Source organism: Martinezella sp. CNPSo 3957 (assembly GCF_057784395.1).
Map to the genome: position 1 here is coordinate 198,353 of NZ_JBXSOU010000001.1, position 21,158 is coordinate 219,510.

Below are 21,158 nucleotides of genomic sequence, written 5' to 3' on the forward strand. Positions count from 1 at the left end.
CCGTCTACATTTTTCAATTTCGCATCTTAACGACTGGCGGGTAGCTCCCGTGTACCGTAGTGGCGCAAGGGAATTTGATGCGCGGGATGACAAATTTATTTGCTGTTCCGATCCGGCAACGCGGACGGTCTTGCAGATAGCAACTTTGGTAGATTGATTACACGATGAGACGCGTTAAGGCCCGAGCACCGTATTCAGCCGCGGGCAAACAAGAGAGCTCGCCATTTTTCATGAGTATGGGCGACCAGCATTCGACGTGGGACGAAACGTCGCTCCTTCGCCGTAATAAAATCGCAGCCAGTCCAACGCATCAAACGGCCTATCTCGTTAAAAGGATATCAGCATGAATGTCCGCCATCGTGCCATTTTCCGCCTCTCACTAACCGCTTTGATGTTGTTTGTTCCGACGCTTGTTTTGGCGGTCGAGCAGAAGATAGCCGAAACGTCAAAATCAACCATGGCGCAGAAGCAGGTCGACACGAGCCGCTCCTCCTACAAGGCCTGCATGGACAAATCCGAAGGTATTACCGTTTCCATGCGCGACTGCACAGGCACGGAACTTGAATATCAAGACAATCGCCTCAATCGAGCCTATCGCACCTTGCGGACAAAGCTGAAACAGTCCAGCGCCATGCATCTGCGTGACGAACAACGGGCCTGGATTGCCGAACGCGACGAGCAATGTGCCGTGGACAAAGACGGCGGCACTGCCGCTTTGATCGTTGCCGACGATTGTTTAATACAAGTGACATCCGAGCGGGCCATCGAGCTGGAGAAGCGGATTCCGCGATAGGGAGGCGAAATTCATTCGTGAGAGCTGGCCCTCTATGGGGCCGGCTCAATTGCCGGAAGGTAGTAGCCACGTTGCATTGTTCCACTAAAGGTGGGGCCATCACAGCTCAGGGAATAGCGCTGCCAGGAAATGTTCGTGACAACAGACTGTGTTCGTGTGTCCACAGCCCGGTTCTGATCGTCGACCTCCGCCTCATAAAGGGCTTGTTCACCCGGTCCTCGCGAGACACCGTTCGTCGAGACAAGTGTTTGACGTGTGCCGCCCTCCTGCGTTGCGACGGGCTCCGACATAGCAAGGGCCGCCTGCTCCTTGTCCATTGCCGTCAGATAGCTCAGACATGCCGCAAAGTCCGGGAAGGGGCCGGCCACGAGCGGCTCCGGCGGCAACGATCCGCTGGCAAGGGCTGATTGTGCCGCCAGCAGGACGTAGGCGCCTGCCATCGCCGACCACAGGAGCGCCCGGGCAAGGCAGCAATCTCGTCGTGTGCAGGGTCGGAAAGTGGTCATTGGTTGGACGGCCCCAGCGCTTCAGCCCAGTTCTTCCGCATATCAGACAGACGGGCTGTGTAGGCATTCCTCAGGCAGCCGATATCCATGCACTTGTCGCGGACCGTCTTGCGCCAGAGAGTTTGCTCCTTATCGACCGGATCGATGATCTCTCCGGTCTCCCCGTCGCGCCCGGCCGTTTCGTTCCGGATCTTATCAAATAGCGCATTCATCTGCTCGTCCAGTCTGGAAAGGCCAGCATCGGTGCAGATCAGCTTTTCGACCTTGCTTTTGGCAAACCTGCAGTCGAAGCCGGCACTCAAGGCGGTTGTCGACATCGAAAGCAATCCGGCGACAACCAAAGCGCATAAGCCTAGCCCGCCTGTGATTGTGCGGCCGACACTGGTCGTGAACGCGGTTGCAATGCTCATCCGTGCGGTCCTTCAGGAAGGATATTGTTTACTGCGCCGGCGGATATGTCGGGCTGGTCAGGCACCGGTCGAACCAAGTGGCATCGGATTCTGTCAGCGGCCAGTCGATCTCGGCGTCAAGTTTCGGAAGGTCTCTCTTCGGGACCGGGAAGTGGTTGGGATCGGGGTCGAGGTCCCATTTACCGTTCTTGCCATTTTCACAGACATCTCCCGATTGATCACCGCAAAATGCGACGGGTTTGGCCTGCTCTGCCGCAATGGTGCTGACACCGTAATATTGGTAGAGCGCCCAGGATGCGAACTCCGCACTCAGGCTGCAAACTCGATCCTTGTTCTGCGCGTGAACGGCGCCGGTGCACTGATAGGAATAGCTCTTCTGGTTATTGTCGTCTGGAATGAATTCGCAGCTCGCGTCAAAGCCGGAAAACGCCCCGCCGGTATATTTTGTGAGAAACCGGCGTTGGGCCTCTGCCTGGGCAACAAAGCCCTTGTCTGATCGGTCGGCAAGCCCGGTTGTTCGATCCGTGATGGCCTTGCGAAGTTGGCTGATCGGCAATGGGCGATCGCCAGAATTACTGCTGAACCATGCATTGCGGGCTGCAACCCAGCGGCGTTGGCTGTTTATAAGCATTGAACGGACCTCGGCGTCCGGCGCAGATTTTAGCAGTGCGCTATAGGCCTGCCCCAGGGCGGCATCGGCCGCCTTCAGGCCTGCATCGCCGCAAATCCTTTTGTCGATAGCATCGCTGGCCTTTGTGCAGTCGATTGCCCAGGCCGGCATACTCGCGCCGAAGGTCGTCATCAGACAAATCATCGCGAGCCGAATTTGCTTCTTAAGTCGATGGATGGGCATGCAGTTTGTTCCTCGATTTTCTATCCGCCTGCAAATAGCGCCTCAGAGCTATCTGGAGCATCGGTTTCTGCGGTTGAAATATATGCGCGCTCGTTATGGGCGCTTCTGCATCCGACGGGTCGTCATTCGGCCAAGATGATCGCTCGCCAGTCCGATTATCCACCGAAGCACTGCCGATTGGTGAAGTCGATCAGGTCGTGATCCGGCTCTTCGCGTCGTTCGAGAGGCTCGATTGCAAAACGCCCGAGCATCAAATCATTACAGATTCGGATATCAGTTCTCTTCGAGTGACTTTCGAGCACGCAGTCGCCACCGAAGCTATGGTTGCCGTCTGCCGTTCCGACCGGCAAATCGATCAGCTTTTTGCAGCCGATGATCTTCCCGTCGATGTTTCGGCCGGACATGGACTGATCGAAGGACTGAAGCCGGCTGTTGGGGTCGCGAAGAACGACGATGCTGCGGCAGGAATTGCCATCCGGAATCTCGCACGACGGCTTGTCGACGATGTACCTCTCGTTGCGTGCAAGAATATCGATCCGCTTGAGATACGCCTCTTCGATGCAGGCGGTATCCTCGCATATGTCGCGAGTGTGATTGATCCAGTTTCGCTGCTCTGTGATCAAGGTCTGTTTGCTGGAGAGTGCCACCGCGGTCAGGGCCGTCTCGAAAACAGTTGTCAACTGGCTGTCGAGTTGCGAAAGGCTTGGGGTTCCGCAGATCAATTTCTCTATGCGGGCAGTCGTCTTCTCACAATCGAAACCGGCAGCGCCAGCGCCGGCAGGCATCCAGACAATCAGGAGGAAATAAAGCAGAGAAAGTACATTTCTACGCATAATGAAGGCCACCTTGGCGCACCTCGCTAGACCGGTCCTCGACAGATTGGAAATCCCGCAATGCTATCCCGCGGGGTCGAGTATGGAGAGCTTCATATTGGTGAGGAGAGACGACTATTCCGCGATAGCCTCGTCGAGTGCTGACTTTTGGGCCGCGGACGGCTCACCCAAATAGAGAGTAGGTTTTCCTTCCTCCTGGACCTCAGCCCATGCCTGCGTCCCGTTCATGTTGAAAAGAATGGAGGCTTGGCCGTCGTTCGTTGCATGTTGCTTGGATATGATGCTGATCTGGTAGTTGACTGCGTCGATGGATATGATCTTCAAAGCCCCGGCGATGAACCTGTTCTCGTCACGCACCCAGGCGGGCGTCTCTTTGGCTGAGGTCAGCGTCTTCCACGACTGTGCGTAGACGGAGTTCTTCAGCAGATCGTAGATGTAGGTGTCCCCGGCACGGGCGATGTCCGCCATTCCGAGAAGTGCAAGAGATAGTATCAGCCGACGCATCGATCCCTCAGCTTCGAACAAATAAGTTACCGCGCGGTCATCCGCTGTCGCTCCAGACAGTCGCCTGCGGTAAGGCTGCTTGCCCCGTAAGGCTACAAATGTCGATGGGCGACAGTTCGGACGTTTGCGATTTGAACGCAAGTGCAGCCCTTTTGGATGAAGTTGCACTTGGGAGCGTTAGATTATCACCATGCAAGGTTCTATTTGCGTTTCTGTCCAACTGTGCTCGACCGATGGATGAAGTTGAGTTTTCACAGCCAATCTTTTGATACAAATGAGGGCTAGATTGAACAAGAAAGCGTACGCGGCTAAGCTTCTGATCCTGTGTGCAGTGGTTTTCCATGCCGCCGATACTAATGCTGTCGATCAGGAGCATATCTACCAGAGAGCGAGCGGTAATTTTGGAGAGGGGATGGTCAAGGTCATGCTTCTCGACGAAAAATCGTCACGTACCCGGTTGACGGTACAAGTCGGCGGTATTCCCAATAGAGAAGCAACCTCCGTCGATTGTGGATTTATCGCCGAAGGAAAGCTCGTTGCGAACGTTTTCAACGGTACCGTGACCCGCATCAACGTTGTTGCCGATCTTGCTCCTGAAGGGGATCCGGCTGATGCAACGCTGCCGGCTCTGGTGGCGGTTGTCAAGCGAGACGCGCTGACCTTCAACGCGACGAAAGCGGCGGTGGCTAAGTTCTGTGGAGGAGATGGTTCTTCGCTCCACGGAGTCTTTCGCCTGAAAGACTGAAGGGCCAAGCACTGACGAGTGCAAGGGGGCGAAGCGGTCCACAGGAGAGACGTCGCAACCGCGAACTGTGAAGCCGCCGCATGCCTCGCTACCGGGGCATCATCGCTAACACCGCGTCGGGTTCGATGAGGTTAGCGCTATTTCCCGTTCGATAATGGCTTCCGCAGCGCCCCATGCCCTTGTAGCAACGGTCGGATCATGAAAGGCGCGAGCATCGATCGTGGCGCCATCCAGCAGTATCAAGAGGATCGAGGCGACGCGTGTTGCGGTGTGCTCCGGTAGAAGGGTTTTCAGCATGTCGCCCATCCACGCCGTCATGGTTTTCTTGTATTGAATGGCGACATCGGAGATCTTTGGATAATCGGTGCTAAATTCAGCAAGCGCACGCTCGAACAGGCAGCCGGAAAATTCGGGAGTGGCGAACCATGCCTCGTGCCATGCAAAAATAGCTCTTAGCTGTTCCATTGCCGAAGACGTTGGTTCGACGCAGGCGCGAAGGCTGGCCATGATGTCGTGGTAGCGGCGATCAAGGACGGCGCTGATCAGATCGTCCTTGCCGGGAAAATGATTGTAGAGCGTCATGCGGGCGACACCGGCCTCGGACAAAATCCGGTCGACTCCGACTGGATGAAAGCCATGCCTTGAAAACAAGTCGGTCGCGACCGCGATAAGCTGCTCCTTTTTCGGGCTCATTGATGCCTCAAGTCAAATTCATCCATAGGCCTTTATCAGACTTCCTTGTCGCGCCGATTTGCATATGGACATCTTATACTGATCGTTCTATCTATTCCACCAATCGTCCAGATCAGCCCTTCAACTTATTGCTGCATATATTGGAAGACCGTGGCCGTTAAAGGCAAGTTCAATGGCGCAGATTTCCCCTTTAATGTTCAGTTTCTCGACACTCGAGTTTCCTAAAAGAGATCGATTTCACGTGTGGGTCGACGACAACCACTGCGATTGCATATTGCGGAGCGATGCTTCCATCGCGTTCGACGCCGAAGCAACCGGTGCTGCCCTCGGCCCTCTTATCCTATCCGGTAGACGGTGGCTCAATCAGACCCGATTTTCCGTCCACGAAACCAATCGAGCCGAGCGGCGCATCCGAACGGACGGTCATGATTTCTTTCGGTTCGTCTTGATGGTGAGTGGCCGATATTTGTGTCGATGGAGCACGCCTCACCCCATAAAGGCGGCTGGGGATCTGTTTGTCCTTGATGCCGCTCAAGTGAACGAAGGCCTGGTTGAGGCTGGCGACGTGATTTCTTTGGTGGTGCCGAGAGATCTGCTGCCAAGCCAAACCGCGCTTTTGCACGGGCAGACGCTTGTGGATGGCGTTGCTTGTCTTCTCGGCGACCATCTTCTTTCCTTGTTGCGAAACCTCGCAAGCCTTACCGAGAATAAAATTCCCTATATCGTTCAATCGACCCTGCAGCTCGTCACCGCCGCGGTGTCCCCGATGCCGGATGCGTTGGTTGAGGCAAATAGTCCGATCCGAGATGCACTACGCGAGCGGGTCCTGCGTTACATCGATACGCATTTGCTGAATGTCGACCTCACGCCTGATCGGATTTGCCGGGATGTCGGCCTGTCGCGGGCAAAACTCTACCAACTATTCGAAGGCAGCGGCGGCGTCATGCGGCAAATACAACGCAGGAGGCTGCGCCGTGCCTACCAAATGCTGGCAGATCCCACCCGGCCGCACCCTCATATAGCCGAGATCGCCTGGAGGCACGGCTTCCCGAACGAGAAATACTTCTACCGCCTGTTCAAGACCGAATTCGGCCACACCCCAAGCGAGACGCTGGAGAATATGCGGGCCGCGTCCGTGCTGAAACCGGCCGCTCGTCGTGATCAACAAGAGCATGTCGAGCGACCCTCGGGCTGGACATTGCCGTTTGGAGTGCCCGGCAATTGAGGCTTCCGAGACGTATTTTATAATATCTCAGATCTGCCCAGCGCGCTCTTTTTAGATTGTAAGCTGCCAATCCACCTGCAGGTTGTGCCAATTCATTTACGTTGATGCGCCAAAGGTTTGGGCGCGGGATTTGCTTGAATAATGTACGTTGAGCATTTGTGGTGACGGTGGTTCGATTCTCTTTAAGGCGGAAGGAACTAGGGTCGGTGTTGCCCCTAATCGTTAGGCGGCAAGGGCTTTTTCGGCCATCGTCACCCAATAGCTGATGCCATAGGGCAGCACGTCGTCGTTGAAATCGTAAGCCGGATGATGAAGGCCGGCGGTGTCGCCATTGCCGATGAAGATGAAGGCGCCGGGGCGAGATTCCAGCATGTAGGAAAAGTCTTCCGCCCCCATACGCGGCGCCGTGTTGGCCTCGACGGCGGAGGTGCCCGCAACCGCGCCTGCGACGCCGATCGCGAATTCGGTTTCGTTGTCGTGATTGACGGTGACCGGGTAACCGCGATGGTAGTTGACATCAGCCGTTGCGCCATGCGCCATGGCGGTCGCCTGCGCCACTTCCCTGATGCGCTTTTCGGCGAAATCCCGCGTCTCGGGCAGAAGCGTACGCACCGTTCCCGTGAGGGTGACGAAACTCGGAATGACATTGTGCGCCGTGCCACCATGCGTCGTGGTTACCGAGACGACCAGTGATTTCAGTGGGTCCACTCCGCGCGAGACGATCGACTGCAAGGCAATTACCACATGGGCGGATGCCAGTACAGGATCGATCGAGAGATGCGGCGCGGCGGCATGGCTGCCATTACCGTTGATGGTGATCTCGAAACTGTCGGCAGCGGCCATTACCGATCCCTTGCAGATCGCAAAATTGCCGACCGGCATGCCGGGCGAATTGTGCATGCCGTAGACTTGCTCAATGCCGAACTTGTCCATCATACCGTCGTCGAGCATTGCGAGCGCGCCCGCTCCGCCTTCTTCGGCCGGCTGGAAGATCAATGCGACAGAACCTTTGAAGTTGCGGGTCTCCGCCAGATATTGCGCGGCGCCGAGAAGCATGGCGCTGTGACCGTCATGGCCGCAGGAATGCGCCTTGCCAGGCACCTTGGACGTCCACAGCTTGCCGCTGGTTTCGGTGATCGGCAATGCATCCATGTCTGCACGAAAGCCAATCGTAGGGCCGTCGCCATGCCTGCCCTTGATGATGCCGACCACGCCGGTCCTGCCGATGCCGGTCTCGACGATGTCGCAGCCGAAAGCTTTCAATTTCTCCGCGACGAAGCTTGATGTCTCGTAGACATCGTAGAGCAGCTCCGGTGTTTCATGCAAATGGCGCCGCCAGCCGGCAACTTCTTCCTGCATCTCAGCGGCACGATTCAATATCGGCATTTTCTCATCCTCTTTTCTCCGGATCCCATAGATATGACGATATATTGCGTTGCGGCAATCCGATTTTGCAAGCTTGAGTTTTCGCTCTTGAACGAAAAATAGGCTTGTGTTTAGATAGCTCAAAATTTGAGCATCGCCTTTGACGCGAGTGCCGATAAACGGGAACAATAATAGCGGGCGGCGGGCGGAGAGAATTCCTGCACGCATGATTGGTTAAGTTCTCATCGAAAAAGAACTGAGCAATTTTAGGAGGTTATTATTCTGTCGGTTTGCGAAGACCCGCTAGTGGTCGCAGATGGCTTGCGCCCGAATCTGTTGGGGCGGCCAAGGGATGTAAAGCCCTGTAAGCTCGCCAAGCCGATCGCCAAAGTCGCCTTCCGGCACTGCCGGCGGCCTCTGCCACTGAAAGACTTTCCGCTCCATTCCAGTATGAAAAGTGAAATCGGCGAGCGGCGCGACGTCGGCCTGTGGCGGGCCGAAACAAGGTTCTCGACTGCATGGATTCGTGTCCCGGCAAGCCGCCTTTCGCTGGATAAGTACTCTCGGAACTAAGCCTTTGCGACGCGGCATATGGAATATGCCGCGTCGATAGCTCAACGCACAAAAATCACATGGGGAAATGAAGATGAAGAGACGCAATATCCTTCTTGCCAGCGCGGTTGCGGTTTTCGCCATGGCAGGCTCCGCCGCCCATGCGGAACGCGGCAGCGACGGAGAGCTGAAGATCCTGTTCTGGCAGGCGGTTTCGACGCTTAACCCGTATCTGTCAGGCGGCACAAAGGAGGTCTATAGTTCCTCGATGGTCATCGAGCCGCTGGCGCGTTACGATGAAACCGGAAAGCTCGTGCCGACACTGGTGACGGAAATTCCGACGCTGGAAAATGGTGGCATCTCCAAGGATATGCAGAGCATGACCTGGAAACTGAAGCCGGATGTCAAATGGTCCGACGGCACCGATTTCACCGCCGATGACGTGGTCTTCACCTGGAAATATTGCACCGCGCCGGATGGCGGCTGCGCCCAGAAGGCGCAATATGAAGGCGTCAAGTCGGTCGAGGCCGTGGACCCGCATACCGTCAAGCTGACCTTTACGGAGCCGAAATATTACCCCTATAGCGCCTTCGTCGGCGGCCAGTCGCCCGTGATCCAGAAGGCCCAGTTCAAGGATTGCCTTGGTGCTGCCGCTCCCGGATGCACCTCGGCCAATTTTGGCCCGATCGGCACCGGCCCCTTCGTCGTCAAGGAATTCAAGCCGAACGATGTGATCACCTTCGTCGCCAACAAGAATTACCGGGATCCGGCCAAGCCCGCCTTCGCCACCGTGACGCTCAAGGGTGGCGGCGACGCAGTGTCTGCAGCCCGCGCGGTGCTCGAAACCGGCGAATATGACTATGCCTGGAACATGCAGGTCGAGCCGGAAATTCTGGCAACCATGGTGGCCGCCGGCAAGGGCGAGCTCGTGACGGCCTTCGGATCGCAGGTCGAACGTATCAACATCAACCACTATGCCGTCGACCCGTCGCTTGGCGAAAAGCGTTCGACCAAGCAGGCCGGCCCGCATCCGTCCTTGTCGGACCCGGCTGTTCGCCGCGCATTGTCGATGGCGATCGACCGCGATGTCATCAACGAGACGGGATATGGTGCAGCCGGCAAGCCGACCTGCAACATCGTGCCCGGTCCCGAGGTCTATGCCTCGACGGCGAACGATTGGTGCCTGAAGCCGGATGTCGATGGCGCCAACAAGCTTCTCGACGAGGCCGGCTGGGTCAAGGGCTCGGATGGCATCCGCGCCAAGAACGGCGTGAAGCTCTCCTTCCTCTACCAGACCTCGACCAACTCCGTGCGTCAGGCGACGCAGGCGCTCGTGAAGGACATGTGGGCGCAGATCGGCGTGCAGGCGGAGCTGCGCAACATCAGCGCCTCAGTGTTTTTCGGCGGCGATCCGGCAAGCCCGGACACCTTCCAGAAGTTCTATGCCGACGTCGAAATGTACACCAACAATTTCGACGGCACCGACCCGGAAAAATACCTGGCGGAATGGCTGTGCAACAAGATCCCCGCTCCCGAAAACGGTTGGCAGGGGCAGAACATGCCGCGTTACTGCAATCCGGAATACGACAAGCTCGTCGCGGAATTGTCGAAGACGGCCGATCTCGCCAAACGGGCGGAAATCGCCAAGAAAGCCAATGACATGCTGACGGAGGAAGGGGCGCATATCCCGCTTATCTACCGTGGTCAGGTCTCGGCGCGCGCCGTGACCCTCGAAGGCGTCAGGATAAACGGCTGGGATTCCGAACTCTGGAACGTCGCCGACTGGTCTCGCAAGAAGTAGGTTACGAAAGACGCCGGCCCACCAGAGGGGCCGGCGTCTTCTATCGCCTGAAGTTCTGGAGACTTTCCGATGTTTCATTTCACCCTGCGGCGGCTGTTTTTCGCCGTGCCGACATTGCTGGTGATCAGCTTTGTCATTTTTGCCCTTCTCGACCTTGCGCCCAATAATCCGACTGGCGATCTGCCGTTGACGATCCCGCCGGAGGTCCGCGAACAGATCCGCGCAGCACTTGGTCTCGATCAGCCCTTCCTGATCCGTTATCTCAGATGGCTGCATCAATTCTTCATCAACGAACCGCTGAATATCCTCGAACAGATCACCGGCTGGCAGTTCGGTGATGGTCACAGACTGCGGGTGCTCTCATGGGCAACACGCAGCCCGGTGGTCGATCTTGTCGTCCAGCGCATGCCGCAAACGCTGTGGGTCGTAGGCCTCTCCTACCTCTTCGGCGTGTTGCTGGCGATCCCGATCGGCGTTCTCTCGGCCTACAAGCAATATTCGATCTTCGATCAGATCGGCACATTCATCTCCATGGTCGGTTATTCGGTGCCGACCTTCTTCACCGGCGTGCTGCTGATCGTCGTATTCAGCTCCACTCTGCACTGGTTTCCATCGGTCTACGACACCAACCTGCACGTGACGGACTGGTCCAGCCTCATGGCACAGATCAAGCAGATGATCCTGCCGGTCATGGTGCTGACGCTCTACAACGTTTCGCATATCAGCCGCTTCGTGCGCGCCTCCATGCTCGACAACCTGCATCAGGATTATGTCCGCACCGCGCGCGCCAAGGGCGTCAAGGAAAAGACCGTGCTTCTGGTCCACGTACTGCGCAACAGCCTGATCCCGGTCGTAACCGTCATCGCGCTTGGGGTGCCGACGATCTTTTCCGGCGCCATCATCACCGAGCAGGTCTTTCGGGTGAACGGCCTTGGCCAGCTTTTGATTGTCGCCGTGCAGGGTGGGGATATCCCCATGGTTCAGACCTTGACCTTCATCTTTGCGGTGCTGATCGTTCTCTTCAATCTGATTGCCGACGTGCTTTACGGCATTCTTGACCCGAGGATCCGCTATGACTGACGTAACAGCAATCCCGACGACGGCTTTGACCGCGCCACCACGCTCGATCAGGGCCGCCACATGGCGGCAATTCCGGGCTCATAAAGGTGGCTTTGCGGGCCTGATCGTTTTCATATTCATCCTGCTGGTCGTCTATGTCGGTCCGTTCATCCACAGCGTCGATCCGAATAAGATCGACATTCGCGCCAAAAACCAAGGACTTTCCCTCCTTCACCCCTTCGGCACAGACAATCTTGGCCATGACATGCTGGCGCAGGTGATGGCAGGTGGACGCATCTCGCTGGCGGTCGGCATCACCGCGATGCTGTTGGCGCTTCTCCTCGGGACATTGGTCGGCGTGACATCGGGCTATTTTCGACGTCTCGATGGACCTCTGATGCGGCTGACGGATCTGTTTCTGGCGCTCCCGCTTCTGCCGCTGCTGTTGGTCATCATCATGCTGTTCCGCGACACGCTCCGTGCCTATTTCGGCCCGGAAACTGGAATTTTCATCCTAATCGTCTTCGTGATCGGAGTGACGAGCTGGATGCATACCGCCCGCATCGTGCGTGGTGACGTCCTGGCGGTGAAACGGCTGGATTTCGTCATGGCGGCTAAAAGCAGCGGCATGCGAGAATACCGGATCATCCTGAAGCACATTCTGCCGAATGTCATGAGCTCGATCATGGTGTCGGCGACGCTTGGCATTGCTTCTGCGATTATCACCGAATCCGCGCTGAGCTTTCTGGGTCTCGGCTTCCCGTCGGACTTTCCGACATGGGGGCGTCTGCTTTTCGATGGCGCAAGCTTCCTGCAGCTCACGCCGTCCCGCGTGCTGTGGCCGGGCCTCGCCATCTCACTGACGGTGCTGAGCGTCAACTATCTCGGCGATGCGGTGCGCGATGCGCTCGATCCGCGTATGTTAAAGAGTAGGTGATAGCTAGATCTCAATGTACATTATTGGAGTGCAAATTATTTTGCCGCGCTGATTGTCTCGGCGGTGGTGGGCAGCGGGCCAAGTTAGTGACCTCTCGTATTGGAGGCTCCCTTAAATGAAGGACCTGAGAAATGATCAACCGTAATGCTATTTGGTTCTGCGTCGATGCTGTCAAACCGCGTTTCATTGAGTCGAGTGACAGTGACGTGCCCCCGTCAAATTAGGCCATTCAGACTTGGAATTTTCCACACCATTTAATCACCCGCTGCGTGATCGCAACGGGTGATAGCAGGCCAAAGCTTATGATCTGCACAAGACGGATGCGCCAACAGCACGATCAGCGCCCAACGGAAGACTGGGTTTGGCTAATAATCAGGCGGAAGCCTACGGCTTGCCACCCCCCAGCCAACTGGCGGCAAGGTTGGCGAGCCCATCTTCACCGCCTAGGTGCGAGACAACTTGCTGGAGCACGTCTTCCGACAGGCCGCTATTGGCGGCGGCGGTTTGAATCGTGTCACCCGGCTGTGGATGTGCCTGCGCCAGCGCGTTAAGCGCTGTTTGCGCCAATTCGGGCGGCAGACCAACCTTGGAAGCGAGGCCCGCAACGAGCGTATTGGCTTCGCCGCTGCCCAGAAACTGGCCAAGAAGACCGTCGAGAATTCCCATGTTATGCTCCTTCCTCGTTGATCGGCGGAGGACTTTGCCGCAGTAGCGAAGTCCTCCGCCGAGGGGGTTAATGCCGAAGGCTGTCCGGGATCTTACCGCCATTCTCGGCGAGCTTGTCGACCACGGCCTTGTGGAGGGCGATATTCTCCGCAGCCGAGCCATCCTCGGCAACATGGACGTTCAGCTCGTTGGCGAGCTCCTTGCGTGCGTTGAGGCTCGAATCCATGTCCAGCAGCTTGAGCAGATCGACGATCGAGGTCTGGTAGTTGCCGCCGCCGCCCTTGGTCGCCGCCATCTGGGCCAGCACAGCGCCGACATCGACTGAAGCAGGAGCTGCTGCCGGCGCGGCCGCACCAGCCTGCGCGACTTCCGTGGTTGCGTCAGGCACAGCTGCCTGCGCGGCGGGATGACCGAAAATCTTGTCTTTGATGGTGCTGAAAATGCCCATAATGTCTCCGATATTGTAACCAAAAACCAATTCGACTGCGCGACTGTAATTCTCCGCAAATCAACCGGCCACGTTGTACTTTCGGGCGAAAGATGCCCTCAGTCCAATTTCACATGCTGTTATTCGTGACAGCCGCATGACCCCGAGCAGGCATCATCGCACCGCTCCGCGCCTGATAAGATTGTATATTGCCAGCAATACGATGGCCCCAACGAGTGCGACGACAAGCGTCTTAGGATCGAACGGGTTCTCCGTGAGATGCCCCTGATCCGAGAACCTACCCAATAGGAATCGTCCCACAATCGAACCGAGGCAGCCGACCAGCACATTCCAGACGATGCCGCCCCCGCCCCGCATAATCATGCCGGCGACCCAGCCGATGAATCCGCCCATGATGAGCGCGATGATGAAATGCATACGTCTCTCCTTGCCAGACACCTTGAGCGGCTGCTGTCACGGCGAGCGCTTAGCCCGCACTTCAACAACATTCCCCGTCATATTTGCACGCCCCGTTGGTAAACAAAGCATTCCGACATGCAAGTGACATTAGTCATCTTTTTCAAATCAGGCACCCCTCGTCCGGCTGCTCGATCTTGAGCCAATCACTGAATCTTGGCGGCTGAGCGTCAACCAGCCGCGAGCTGAAGGAACATTGGCCGGCTGTCCGGACGAACTTGACGGGCTCCCTGAAATGGAAGAGCCTTTATGCTCCACCGTTCATTGACGTTCGCGCAATGGCGCAGTGGAAACCCATCCCCCGCGCAACTGCGTAAACTCGCCCACAAGCGTCTCCTCGGGGATTACGCGGACAACGTGACATCGCCCGCATCGATAATGCCGTTCCGGCAGATTTCCGCCACCCACTACGGCTAGGTTTCTGCTCCAGCTCCCTTTCTAGGAACCAGTGGAAGAAGCTTTCCATGCTGAGAGGGAAAATGGGGGGATTTCTCTTCCACCCAACACAAAGTCCTGTTGCTCGGGAACGAGCCAGGCGTCGGGGCCGTAGTTGAACGCGAACGTCAGGTTGCCAGCGCGGCGATAGCGTATGGCATCAGGCAGCATACCGGCTTTCATGTCGGTTTTGTTGGCAAGATGCACCATCAGCTCGGTAAGCGGTAGACCTTCAATCCAGCAGGCGAGATAATGGTATCGTCCGTTGGATATCAACGCGGGGCCTCCATCTTCGAACACCGCTTCGACGACGGCATCCGCCGTCGCCTCAAGATACTCACGCCATCTTGTCGACTGGCCGATGAACGCGCCGACAACAGAGACGCTCAGCCCCGGACGCAATGAAGCAACTTGCGTGATCCTAACGCCGGTGAGTTCGGCGATCGGCCCAGGCGGAAGATTGGCCGGAATGCGGAAACTGCGATCCCGCGATCCGGTCCGCGGACCGAACAGCACGATCCCATCAGCCTCCTCGAATGCAGCCAGCGCCACATCCGATACATGCATCAAGCAGGGAACGAGAACAAGCTTGTAACCTTTCAGCGAATGACCGGGCCGGACGAAATCGACATCGAGCCCGAGCTTTCTGATCGCCTCGTACCAGCGGAATGCCAGCTCTTCATAGCGGAAGTCCTTGCCCTGCGGCTGAATGACGGCGGACCAGTAGCTTTCATAGTCGTAGACGATTGCGACGGGTGCCTGAACGGCGTCCGGCAACGGACCCACTGCATCGATCTCGCGTCCGACGATTTCGGCCTCCTTGCCGCCCGGCGAAAGTTCGTCGAGACCCGGCAGGTTCAGGCCGGCATGCATCTGCTCCTGCGCGAACGGTGCCTGGCGCCAGCGGAAATAGCTGACGACCTCGGCTCCATGAGCAAGACCTTCCCAGCTCCACAAGCGCACCATCCCCGGCTTGGGTACCGGGTTCCACGGCGCCCAGTTCACCGGCCCCGGCTGCTGCTCCATGATCCAAAACCGGCCATTGCCGACGCCTCGATAGAGATCGTGATGAAAGCCGGCGATATCTGGGTGGGATGTCTCCGCCCAGCGCGTCCTCTCTTCCTCGCTAAAGGGAAACTTCTCCACGAAGCCGATCGGATAGGAATCCCACGACGCAAGGTCCAGGTTCTCTGCGACCTTCCAATGATCGAAATCGTTGACGAAACCCATGAAATTATGAGTGATCCAACGGTTCGGGGAGTACTTCCGGATGATGTCGCACTGCATGCGATCGTAAGCCGCGATCTGATCGGAATGGAAGCGCCAGAAGTCGAGCCGCGCAGCGGGGTTCGTCTCCGTCACGGTCAGGTTGGGCAGGACGACGTCTTCGAAGCTCTGGACTTCCATCGACCAGAAGACGCTTCCCCAGGCTTCGTTCAATTGCTGTGCCGACTGATAACGGAGGCGAAGCCAGCGGCGAAATGCCTTCAGATCTTCGGCACCCCAGGACAGGCTCGTATCGTGGCATCCGTATTCGTTGTCGGTCTGCCAACCGACAACAGCCGGATGCGAGCCATAGCGCTTCGCGACGGTGTCGACTATACGTTCCGACTCCTTCCACCAGATCTCCGACGAGAACGTATAGTGACGGCGCGAGCCGAAGCCCCGCACCCTACCCTGCTCGTCCACCGGCGCGATCTCTGGATATTCGTCCATCAGCCACTTCGGCGGCGTGGCGGTCGGCGTGCCGAGTACGACTTTCAGGCCGGCGGACGCCAGCGTGTCGATCGCCCGGTCGAGCCAGCCGAAATCGAAAGAGCCGCGCGTCGGCTCAAGGCGCGACCAGGCAAATTCACCGATGCGCACATAGGAGATACCAAGCGCCCGCATGCGACGCGCGTCTTTTTCCCACCAGCTTTCAGGCCAATGTTCCGGATAATAGCAAACGCCAAGCATTATTTCGTCAGATCTCCGTTAAGGATGGCATTGCCAGCATCGTCGAAAAGATGGCAGGCAGCCGCAGGAATATGGATGGAAAAATCGTCGCCGTGCTTGGCCTGCGCCAGGCCATCCGCCTTCACCGCAATCTCGGTGCCGTCGGCAAGTTCGATGTAGAACATCGTTTCCGAGCCCAGATATTCCGCAAGACGCACCTTGCCCTGGAGCGTCGCATCACCGCCTTCGCTTCGATCGAGGTGCTCGGGGCGGATGCCGAGAGTAACCGATTGACCTTCCTTCGCCGAACCGCCCCGGAGCATGATCGACTGGCCACCGGGAAGATCGACCTTCACGCCACCGCCGGCCGGCGAGGCCTTGGTCTTCAGGAAATTCATCTTCGGCGAACCGATGAAGCCGGCGACGAAGATGTTCTTTGGCTGATGGTAAAGTTCCAGCGGCGACCCGACCTGCTCGACCAGTCCGCCCTGCAGTACAACGATCTTGTCGGCCATGGTCATAGCCTCGACCTGATCGTGGGTGACGTAGATCATCGTCGTGCGGATATCCCGATGCAGCTTGCTGATCTCCGTGCGCATCTGCACCCGGAGCGAGGCATCGAGGTTGGAGAGCGGCTCGTCGAAGAGAAATACCTGCGGATTACGGACGATGGCGCGGCCAATGGCAACGCGCTGGCGCTGGCCGCCCGAAAGCTGGGACGGTTTGCGATCGAGCATGGACTTCAACTGCAGCATCTCCGCGGCGGCATCAGTGCGGCGGGCAACCTCATCCTTGGAATGGCCGGTCATTCGCAGGCCGAAACCGATGTTTTCAGCGACCGTCATGTGCGGGTACAAAGCGTAGCTCTGGAACACCATGGCGACGCCGCGCTCGGCGGGGCCGACGCTGGTCATGTCATCGCCGCCGATCTTCAATTCCCCGGAGGAAATATCCTCGAGCCCTGCAATCATGCGCAGAAGCGTGGACTTGCCGCAGCCCGACGGACCGACGAAGACGCAGAACTCACCGTCTTCGATCGCCAGATCGACTCCCTTGATGACGCTGGCAGCGCCAAACTGCTTGGTCACGCGATTAAGGGTTACATTCCCCATGAGACTTAGTCTCCCGTCACTAGTTCGAATTCAAGAAGAAGCCCGCTCTCAGGTCGAAGCATCGGCAGCGGCAAGCCGACATGCCGGAGCGTATCGAGGCTGAACGTCAGTTCACCATTCAGAAGCCGCTGTTCGCCTTCCGATATCCGGATGAACTCGGGCTCGGCGGGATGGATCGCTTTCACGCGCCACTCGCCGGTACCGTCACCACCGACCGGCAGGCGAATCGGTGCCGGCTGCTCGCCGACCATTTGCGGGCCTTGAGCGACGAAAGCGGCGATACGGCTCTCGTCCGCGGCACCCCAGACGTAACGTCCATCAAGCGGCTGCAGGCGGAACTGCTTGCCCGGCGCATGCAGGAGCGGGCGCAGATTCTTGTGAAGTGCAATCCAGCCCTTAAGCTCCCGCTTCTCCTCCGCATCGAGGGTCAGCGGGTTGAGTTCCACCCCTAGATGATAGGCGAGCGCAACGAGTGCCCGGAAGGAAAGGGTCAGCCTGCGGCCGGTCTGATGGTTTGGCGAAGCAGCAATGTGCGCGCCGAGAAGTTCCGGCGGAACGAACTGCGAGGCTCCATGCTGTATTTCGAGCCGCTCAAAGGCATCGGTGCAATCGGAGGTCCAGACGCGATGCGTGTGCCGTAGAACGCCATAATCGATGCGTCCGCCGCCCGATGCGCAGCTCTCGATCTCGACTGCCGGAAACGCCTGGCGGATCCTGTCCATCAGGGCATAGACGGCGCGCGTCTGTTGCGCCGTCCGCGCACGGCCATTCGCGCCGCCGGCATGGGTCAGGTCGCGATTCATGTCCCATTTGATGTAAGAGATCGCATGCTGCGAGAGTACGGCTTCCATGCATCCGAAGAGATAGTCGCTGACCTCCGGCCGCGTCAGATCCAGCACCAACTGGTTTCTCGACAGAAGCAGCGGACGCCCTTCGACCTGCAGAGCCCAATCGGGATGCGCGCGAAACAGTTCGGACTCGGGATTCACGTTTTCGGGCTCGAACCAGAGACCGAATTCCATGCCAAGCGAAGTTACATGGTCGACGAGCGGCTTCAGTCCGTCAGGATACTTCCGCTCATCGATGAACCAGTCGCCGAGACTGGTGGTATCGTCGTCGCGCTTGCCGAACCAGCCGTCGTCGAGGACGAAGCGCTCAATGCCGAGGGCTGCTGCCGCATCCGCCTGAGATTTCAGGGAGTCCATGCGGTGATCGAAATAATTGCCTTCCCAGGTGTTCAGCGTCACCGGCCGAGGCTTCATCTCGCCGCCCGGCCACGCAACCACGCTCTCACGCACGAAGGCATGGAACACTTCGCTGTCAGGGCCGGCAAAAGCCGTCGGGCTGGCGTAGGTTTCGCCGGCTGCCAGACGTATTTCGCCCGGCTCGAACAACTCGCCGAGATGGACCAGCCTACGCCCGTCATCAAGCGTATCGATCGCCATCAGGTGATTGCCGCTCCAGCCGAGATGGAAGCCCATCCTCTCGCCACCGCATTCAAGGAAAGCGAAGGGGAAACGGTCATGCGAGGTGCGCCCCCGCCGGCTTTCCTGCATCCAGAGTCCGTCAGCAATTGTCGTGCGGCGTGTCTGGAATTCCCGGCCCCACATGCCCGTAAAGGTGGTCAACTCGGCCGCGCCGGCGGGCATCAGGAAGCTCGCCGCCATGCATCGATCGAGGGTGTAATAGTCAGAACCAAGGTTGGTCAGCAATGTCGAAACCGACAGCACCCCGGTGCGGTTGCCTACGAGGCGTATCTGGAAGCCGATTTCCGCGACGGGATCCTCGGCCTTCAGGACGACGCCAAGGTCGTTTTCCTCGACCTGCCAGTTTCCGAATTCCAGGATGAATGAGCGCCCGTCGCGGTGCCCTGAGATCGCCGGCCAGCCGAAGAAGCCGAGCCCGCCGACAGGCAGCAGAACATTTGACGGCACGGCGATATCCATGCCGTTGACACGGCTCGAACGCGGAACGTCAGGCCAGAATTCCGGCGCAAGCGCCCCGCGACCGAAGCCGAGGATCTCCGGCACGCCAGTCACAGGCAGGCCGAGCGCCATCGACACCGCGCCTGCTTTGATAATAACAGTCTTGCTCATCCCTTGGTCGCTCCGAGAGTGAGGCCCGCAATAAAGTGCCTCTGCATGAAGAAGAACATCAGAACCGGCGGCATCGCCGCAACGATGGACCCCGCCGACACCAGATGCCACGCCGCAACCCACTGCCCGTTGAGGGAATTAAGGCCGGCGGTAACAGGCATGGCGCTCTGTCCCTGAACCAGCACGGTCGCCCAGAAATAGTCGTTCCAGACGAAGGTGAAGATCAGCACCGACAGCGCCGCGATTGCCGGACGCATCAACGGCAACACGATATGGACGAAGATCCGCCATTCGGAGACGCCCTCGACGCGCGCCGACTCGATCAGCGCGAAGGGCAGGCCCTTGATGAAATTGCGCATGAATAAGGTGCAGAAGCCCGTCTGGAACGCGACGTGGAACAGCACCAGCCCGGTCACCGTATCGTAGAGGCCCATCTTCAGCGTCATATCGCGCACCGGAACCATCAGGATCTGAAACGGAATGAAATTGCCGGCAACGAAGATGAAGAACAGCGCCAGGCTTCCCTTAAAGCGATAGACGGCGAGCGCGAAACCACAAAGGCAGGACAGCCCAACCGCGCCGATCACCGTCGGGATCGTAATCTTGAACGAGTTCAGGATGTAGTGGCCGATCGGCGAATCCCGGAAGACGGCGGTGTAGTTTTCCACGCCGGCAAAGCCCGAGGGAATGCCGAAATAGTTGCCGGCCGCCAAATCCCCCGACGGGCGAATTGAGGTGACCGCGACACCGATCAGCGGCAGCAGCCAGATGATCAGCGCGATCGGCAGGATGATCTGGTAGGCGGTGGATGCCCATGGACCGGATTTCTGGACAGGTGTTGGAAACATCAGGAATTCCTTTCCTGTCTCAGCATGCGGATGAGAAAGAAGGTGATGAAGATCATCATGATCAGGAAGAGCACGACGGCTATGGCGGCGCCATATCCCATGCGGAACCCGTATTCCGAGAGGGCTTCCTCATACATGTAATAGGAGAGAACGCGGCTCGATCCGTAAGGGCCGCCGGCTGTCATGACGGATACGAGGTCGAAGGAGCGAAGCGCGCCGATGACCGTCACCACCACCGCGATGAAGGTGGCCGGTCGAAGCTGTGGCAGGACGATGTTCCAGAACAAATGCCAGCCTTTGGCGCCGTCCATACGCCCGGCCTCGATCTGTTCCGGGTTGATGTTATTAAGACCCGTCAAATAGAGGATCATGCAATAGGCGATCTGCGGCCAGAGGCCGGCCGCGATGATGCCGTAGGTCACGAGGTGCTCATCCGCCAGCACGGCGACCTGCGTCCCGGTCAAAGCTTGGGTCAGGACCGAGAACAAGCCGAAATTCGGCGCATAGAACCAGCTGAAGATCAGGCCGACAACGACCTGGCTGATCACAAAGGGGAAAAAGAACAGCGATTTGTAGATGCGGATACCGGCAACTGTCTGGTTCAGGAACAGGGCCGCAGCGAGCCCCGCCGGAACTGCCAGCAGATAGAGGACGAGCCATATGATGTTGTTTTTCAGCGACATGTAGAAGGCGTCGTCGGAGAAAAGCTCAACGTAATTCCCAAGGCCGATCCAGGTTTTGGGGCCTAGACCATCCCAGTCGTGAAAGCTGATCCATACGGACTGGAAGACCGGGAGGATCACATAGACCAGGAACATCAGGGCACCCGGCGCAAGAAATAGCCAGGGTGCGAAGGTCCGCTGATTGCGTTTCCAGAACCCCGGTA

The 21,158-nt window shown here is 57.9% G+C and carries 21 protein-coding genes; 6 read left to right on the plus strand and 15 right to left on the minus strand.

From position 1 onward, the window contains the following. The first annotated feature begins 343 nt into the window (after window positions 1–343). Window positions 344–793, plus strand: a complete 450-nt coding sequence (locus AC13QE_RS00925) for a lysozyme inhibitor LprI family protein (RefSeq protein WP_488482187.1) — start codon at window positions 344–346, stop codon at window positions 791–793. A gap of 32 nt (window positions 794–825) precedes the next feature. On the opposite strand, the gene AC13QE_RS00930 is transcribed toward AC13QE_RS00925, so the two are convergent. The 5 genes from AC13QE_RS00930 to AC13QE_RS00950 all read right to left on the minus strand — a co-directional run bounded on the left by AC13QE_RS00930 (window position 826) and on the right by AC13QE_RS00950 (window position 3,899). Continuing rightward, complete coding sequence (locus AC13QE_RS00930; protein WP_488482188.1) at window positions 826–1,299, minus strand: hypothetical protein; 474 nt, start codon at window positions 1,297–1,299, stop codon at window positions 826–828. Continuing rightward, a complete protein-coding gene (locus AC13QE_RS00935; RefSeq protein WP_488482189.1) occupies window positions 1,296–1,616 on the minus strand; it encodes a lysozyme inhibitor LprI family protein in 321 nt (106 codons plus the stop codon). The genes AC13QE_RS00930 and AC13QE_RS00935 overlap by 4 nt, the downstream gene beginning before the upstream one ends. A 121-nt stretch (window positions 1,617–1,737) precedes the next feature. Next, window positions 1,738–2,562 (minus strand): lysozyme inhibitor LprI family protein, encoded by an 825-nt coding sequence (locus tag AC13QE_RS00940; RefSeq protein WP_488482190.1) that lies wholly within the window; start codon window positions 2,560–2,562, stop codon window positions 1,738–1,740. 155 nt (window positions 2,563–2,717) lie between these two features. After that, window positions 2,718–3,407, minus strand: a complete 690-nt coding sequence (locus AC13QE_RS00945; RefSeq protein WP_488482191.1) for a lysozyme inhibitor LprI family protein — start codon at window positions 3,405–3,407, stop codon at window positions 2,718–2,720. A 102-nt stretch (window positions 3,408–3,509) separates the two neighbouring features. Next, on the minus strand, window positions 3,510–3,899 hold the full coding sequence (locus tag AC13QE_RS00950) for a hypothetical protein (RefSeq protein ID WP_488482192.1): 390 nt from the start codon (window positions 3,897–3,899) through the stop codon (window positions 3,510–3,512). Between the two features lie 286 nt (window positions 3,900–4,185). Here AC13QE_RS00950 and AC13QE_RS00955 point away from each other — a divergent pair, with 286 nt between their 5' ends. Continuing rightward, window positions 4,186–4,644 (plus strand): hypothetical protein, encoded by a 459-nt coding sequence (locus tag AC13QE_RS00955; RefSeq protein ID WP_488482193.1) that lies wholly within the window; start codon window positions 4,186–4,188, stop codon window positions 4,642–4,644. 105 nt (window positions 4,645–4,749) lie between these two features. Here AC13QE_RS00955 and AC13QE_RS00960 read toward each other — a convergent pair whose 3' ends face one another. Continuing rightward, complete coding sequence (locus AC13QE_RS00960; RefSeq protein ID WP_488482194.1) at window positions 4,750–5,337, minus strand: TetR/AcrR family transcriptional regulator; 588 nt, start codon at window positions 5,335–5,337, stop codon at window positions 4,750–4,752. A gap of 172 nt (window positions 5,338–5,509) precedes the next feature. Between AC13QE_RS00960 and AC13QE_RS00965 the strand changes: the two genes are divergently transcribed. Further along, the gene (locus tag AC13QE_RS00965) at window positions 5,510–6,562 is read left to right on the plus strand and encodes a helix-turn-helix domain-containing protein (protein ID WP_488482195.1); all 1,053 of its coding nucleotides are present in this window, start codon (window positions 5,510–5,512) and stop codon (window positions 6,560–6,562) included. A gap of 222 nt (window positions 6,563–6,784) precedes the next feature. On the opposite strand, the gene AC13QE_RS00970 is transcribed toward AC13QE_RS00965, so the two are convergent. Beyond that, window positions 6,785–7,948 carry a M20 aminoacylase family protein gene (locus AC13QE_RS00970; RefSeq protein ID WP_488482196.1) on the minus strand — a complete coding sequence of 388 codons (1,164 nt, stop codon included), beginning with the start codon at window positions 7,946–7,948 and terminating at the stop codon, window positions 6,785–6,787. 625 nt (window positions 7,949–8,573) lie between these two features. Here AC13QE_RS00970 and AC13QE_RS00975 point away from each other — a divergent pair. The 3 genes from AC13QE_RS00975 to AC13QE_RS00985 all read left to right on the plus strand — a co-directional run bounded on the left by AC13QE_RS00975 (window position 8,574) and on the right by AC13QE_RS00985 (window position 12,276). Further along, window positions 8,574–10,280, plus strand: a complete 1,707-nt coding sequence (locus AC13QE_RS00975) for a peptide ABC transporter substrate-binding protein (RefSeq protein WP_488482197.1) — start codon at window positions 8,574–8,576, stop codon at window positions 10,278–10,280. A gap of 69 nt (window positions 10,281–10,349) precedes the next feature. Continuing rightward, window positions 10,350–11,360, plus strand: coding sequence for an ABC transporter permease (locus AC13QE_RS00980; protein WP_488482198.1), 1,011 nt, complete (start codon window positions 10,350–10,352; stop codon window positions 11,358–11,360). Next, window positions 11,353–12,276: an ABC transporter permease gene (locus tag AC13QE_RS00985; RefSeq protein WP_488482199.1), complete on the plus strand. Its 924-nt coding sequence runs from the start codon at window positions 11,353–11,355 to the stop codon at window positions 12,274–12,276. The genes AC13QE_RS00980 and AC13QE_RS00985 overlap by 8 nt, the downstream gene beginning before the upstream one ends. Window positions 12,277–12,660: 384 nt before the next feature. On the opposite strand, the gene AC13QE_RS00990 is transcribed toward AC13QE_RS00985, so the two are convergent. The 8 genes from AC13QE_RS00990 to AC13QE_RS01025 all read right to left on the minus strand — a co-directional run bounded on the left by AC13QE_RS00990 (window position 12,661) and on the right by AC13QE_RS01025 (window position 21,090). Next, a complete protein-coding gene (locus AC13QE_RS00990) occupies window positions 12,661–12,942 on the minus strand; it encodes a hypothetical protein (RefSeq protein ID WP_132720955.1) in 282 nt (93 codons plus the stop codon). A 67-nt stretch (window positions 12,943–13,009) separates the two neighbouring features. Then, complete coding sequence (locus AC13QE_RS00995; RefSeq protein WP_132720956.1) at window positions 13,010–13,390, minus strand: DUF3597 domain-containing protein; 381 nt, start codon at window positions 13,388–13,390, stop codon at window positions 13,010–13,012. Between the two features lie 153 nt (window positions 13,391–13,543). Continuing rightward, window positions 13,544–13,807, minus strand: coding sequence for a GlsB/YeaQ/YmgE family stress response membrane protein (locus tag AC13QE_RS01000; protein ID WP_132720957.1), 264 nt, complete (start codon window positions 13,805–13,807; stop codon window positions 13,544–13,546). Window positions 13,808–14,284: 477 nt separating this feature from the next. Beyond that, window positions 14,285–16,237, minus strand: a complete 1,953-nt coding sequence (locus AC13QE_RS01005) for a beta-galactosidase (RefSeq protein ID WP_488482200.1) — start codon at window positions 16,235–16,237, stop codon at window positions 14,285–14,287. Beyond that, on the minus strand, window positions 16,237–17,328 hold the full coding sequence (locus AC13QE_RS01010; RefSeq protein WP_132720959.1) for a sn-glycerol-3-phosphate ABC transporter ATP-binding protein UgpC: 1,092 nt from the start codon (window positions 17,326–17,328) through the stop codon (window positions 16,237–16,239). The genes AC13QE_RS01005 and AC13QE_RS01010 overlap by 1 nt, the downstream gene beginning before the upstream one ends. Before the next feature lie 5 nt (window positions 17,329–17,333). Then, window positions 17,334–19,424: an alpha-galactosidase gene (locus AC13QE_RS01015; protein ID WP_488482201.1), complete on the minus strand. Its 2,091-nt coding sequence runs from the start codon at window positions 19,422–19,424 to the stop codon at window positions 17,334–17,336. Then, the gene (locus AC13QE_RS01020) at window positions 19,421–20,272 is read right to left on the minus strand and encodes a carbohydrate ABC transporter permease (protein ID WP_132720961.1); all 852 of its coding nucleotides are present in this window, start codon (window positions 20,270–20,272) and stop codon (window positions 19,421–19,423) included. Before AC13QE_RS01020 ends, AC13QE_RS01015 begins: the two co-directional genes overlap by 4 nt. Continuing rightward, window positions 20,272–21,090, minus strand: a complete 819-nt coding sequence (locus AC13QE_RS01025) for a carbohydrate ABC transporter permease (RefSeq protein ID WP_488482856.1) — start codon at window positions 21,088–21,090, stop codon at window positions 20,272–20,274. The genes AC13QE_RS01020 and AC13QE_RS01025 overlap by 1 nt, the downstream gene beginning before the upstream one ends. Window positions 21,091–21,158: the final 68 nt, after the last annotated feature.

Excerpts from the sequence above, each read along its gene's own strand:
- AC13QE_RS00925 (WP_488482187.1), top strand. The coding sequence starts at position 344 with ATGAATGTCCGCCATCGTGCCATTTTCCGCCTCTCACTAACCGCTTTG.
- AC13QE_RS00930 (WP_488482188.1), bottom strand. The coding sequence starts at position 1,299 with ATGACCACTTTCCGACCCTGCACACGACGAGATTGCTGCCTTGCCCGG.
- AC13QE_RS00935 (WP_488482189.1), bottom strand. The coding sequence starts at position 1,616 with ATGTCGACAACCGCCTTGAGTGCCGGCTTCGACTGCAGGTTTGCCAAA.
- AC13QE_RS00940 (WP_488482190.1), bottom strand. The coding sequence starts at position 2,562 with ATGCCCATCCATCGACTTAAGAAGCAAATTCGGCTCGCGATGATTTGT.
- AC13QE_RS00950 (WP_488482192.1), bottom strand. The coding sequence starts at position 3,899 with ATGCGTCGGCTGATACTATCTCTTGCACTTCTCGGAATGGCGGACATC.
- AC13QE_RS00960 (WP_488482194.1), bottom strand. The coding sequence starts at position 5,337 with ATGAGCCCGAAAAAGGAGCAGCTTATCGCGGTCGCGACCGACTTGTTT.
- AC13QE_RS00965 (WP_488482195.1), top strand. The coding sequence starts at position 5,510 with ATGGCGCAGATTTCCCCTTTAATGTTCAGTTTCTCGACACTCGAGTTT.
- AC13QE_RS00970 (WP_488482196.1), bottom strand. The coding sequence starts at position 7,948 with ATGCCGATATTGAATCGTGCCGCTGAGATGCAGGAAGAAGTTGCCGGC.
- AC13QE_RS00975 (WP_488482197.1), top strand. The coding sequence starts at position 8,574 with ATGAAGAGACGCAATATCCTTCTTGCCAGCGCGGTTGCGGTTTTCGCC.
- AC13QE_RS00980 (WP_488482198.1), top strand. The coding sequence starts at position 10,350 with ATGTTTCATTTCACCCTGCGGCGGCTGTTTTTCGCCGTGCCGACATTG.
- AC13QE_RS00985 (WP_488482199.1), top strand. The coding sequence starts at position 11,353 with ATGACTGACGTAACAGCAATCCCGACGACGGCTTTGACCGCGCCACCA.
- AC13QE_RS00990 (WP_132720955.1), bottom strand. The coding sequence starts at position 12,942 with ATGGGAATTCTCGACGGTCTTCTTGGCCAGTTTCTGGGCAGCGGCGAA.
- AC13QE_RS00995 (WP_132720956.1), bottom strand. The coding sequence starts at position 13,390 with ATGGGCATTTTCAGCACCATCAAAGACAAGATTTTCGGTCATCCCGCC.
- AC13QE_RS01000 (WP_132720957.1), bottom strand. The coding sequence starts at position 13,807 with ATGCATTTCATCATCGCGCTCATCATGGGCGGATTCATCGGCTGGGTC.
- AC13QE_RS01005 (WP_488482200.1), bottom strand. The coding sequence starts at position 16,237 with ATGCTTGGCGTTTGCTATTATCCGGAACATTGGCCTGAAAGCTGGTGG.
- AC13QE_RS01010 (WP_132720959.1), bottom strand. The coding sequence starts at position 17,328 with ATGGGGAATGTAACCCTTAATCGCGTGACCAAGCAGTTTGGCGCTGCC.
- AC13QE_RS01015 (WP_488482201.1), bottom strand. The coding sequence starts at position 19,424 with ATGAGCAAGACTGTTATTATCAAAGCAGGCGCGGTGTCGATGGCGCTC.
- AC13QE_RS01020 (WP_132720961.1), bottom strand. The coding sequence starts at position 20,272 with ATGTTTCCAACACCTGTCCAGAAATCCGGTCCATGGGCATCCACCGCC.
- AC13QE_RS01025 (WP_488482856.1), bottom strand. The coding sequence starts at position 21,090 with ATGTTCCTGGTCTATGTGATCCTCCCGGTCTTCCAGTCCGTATGGATC.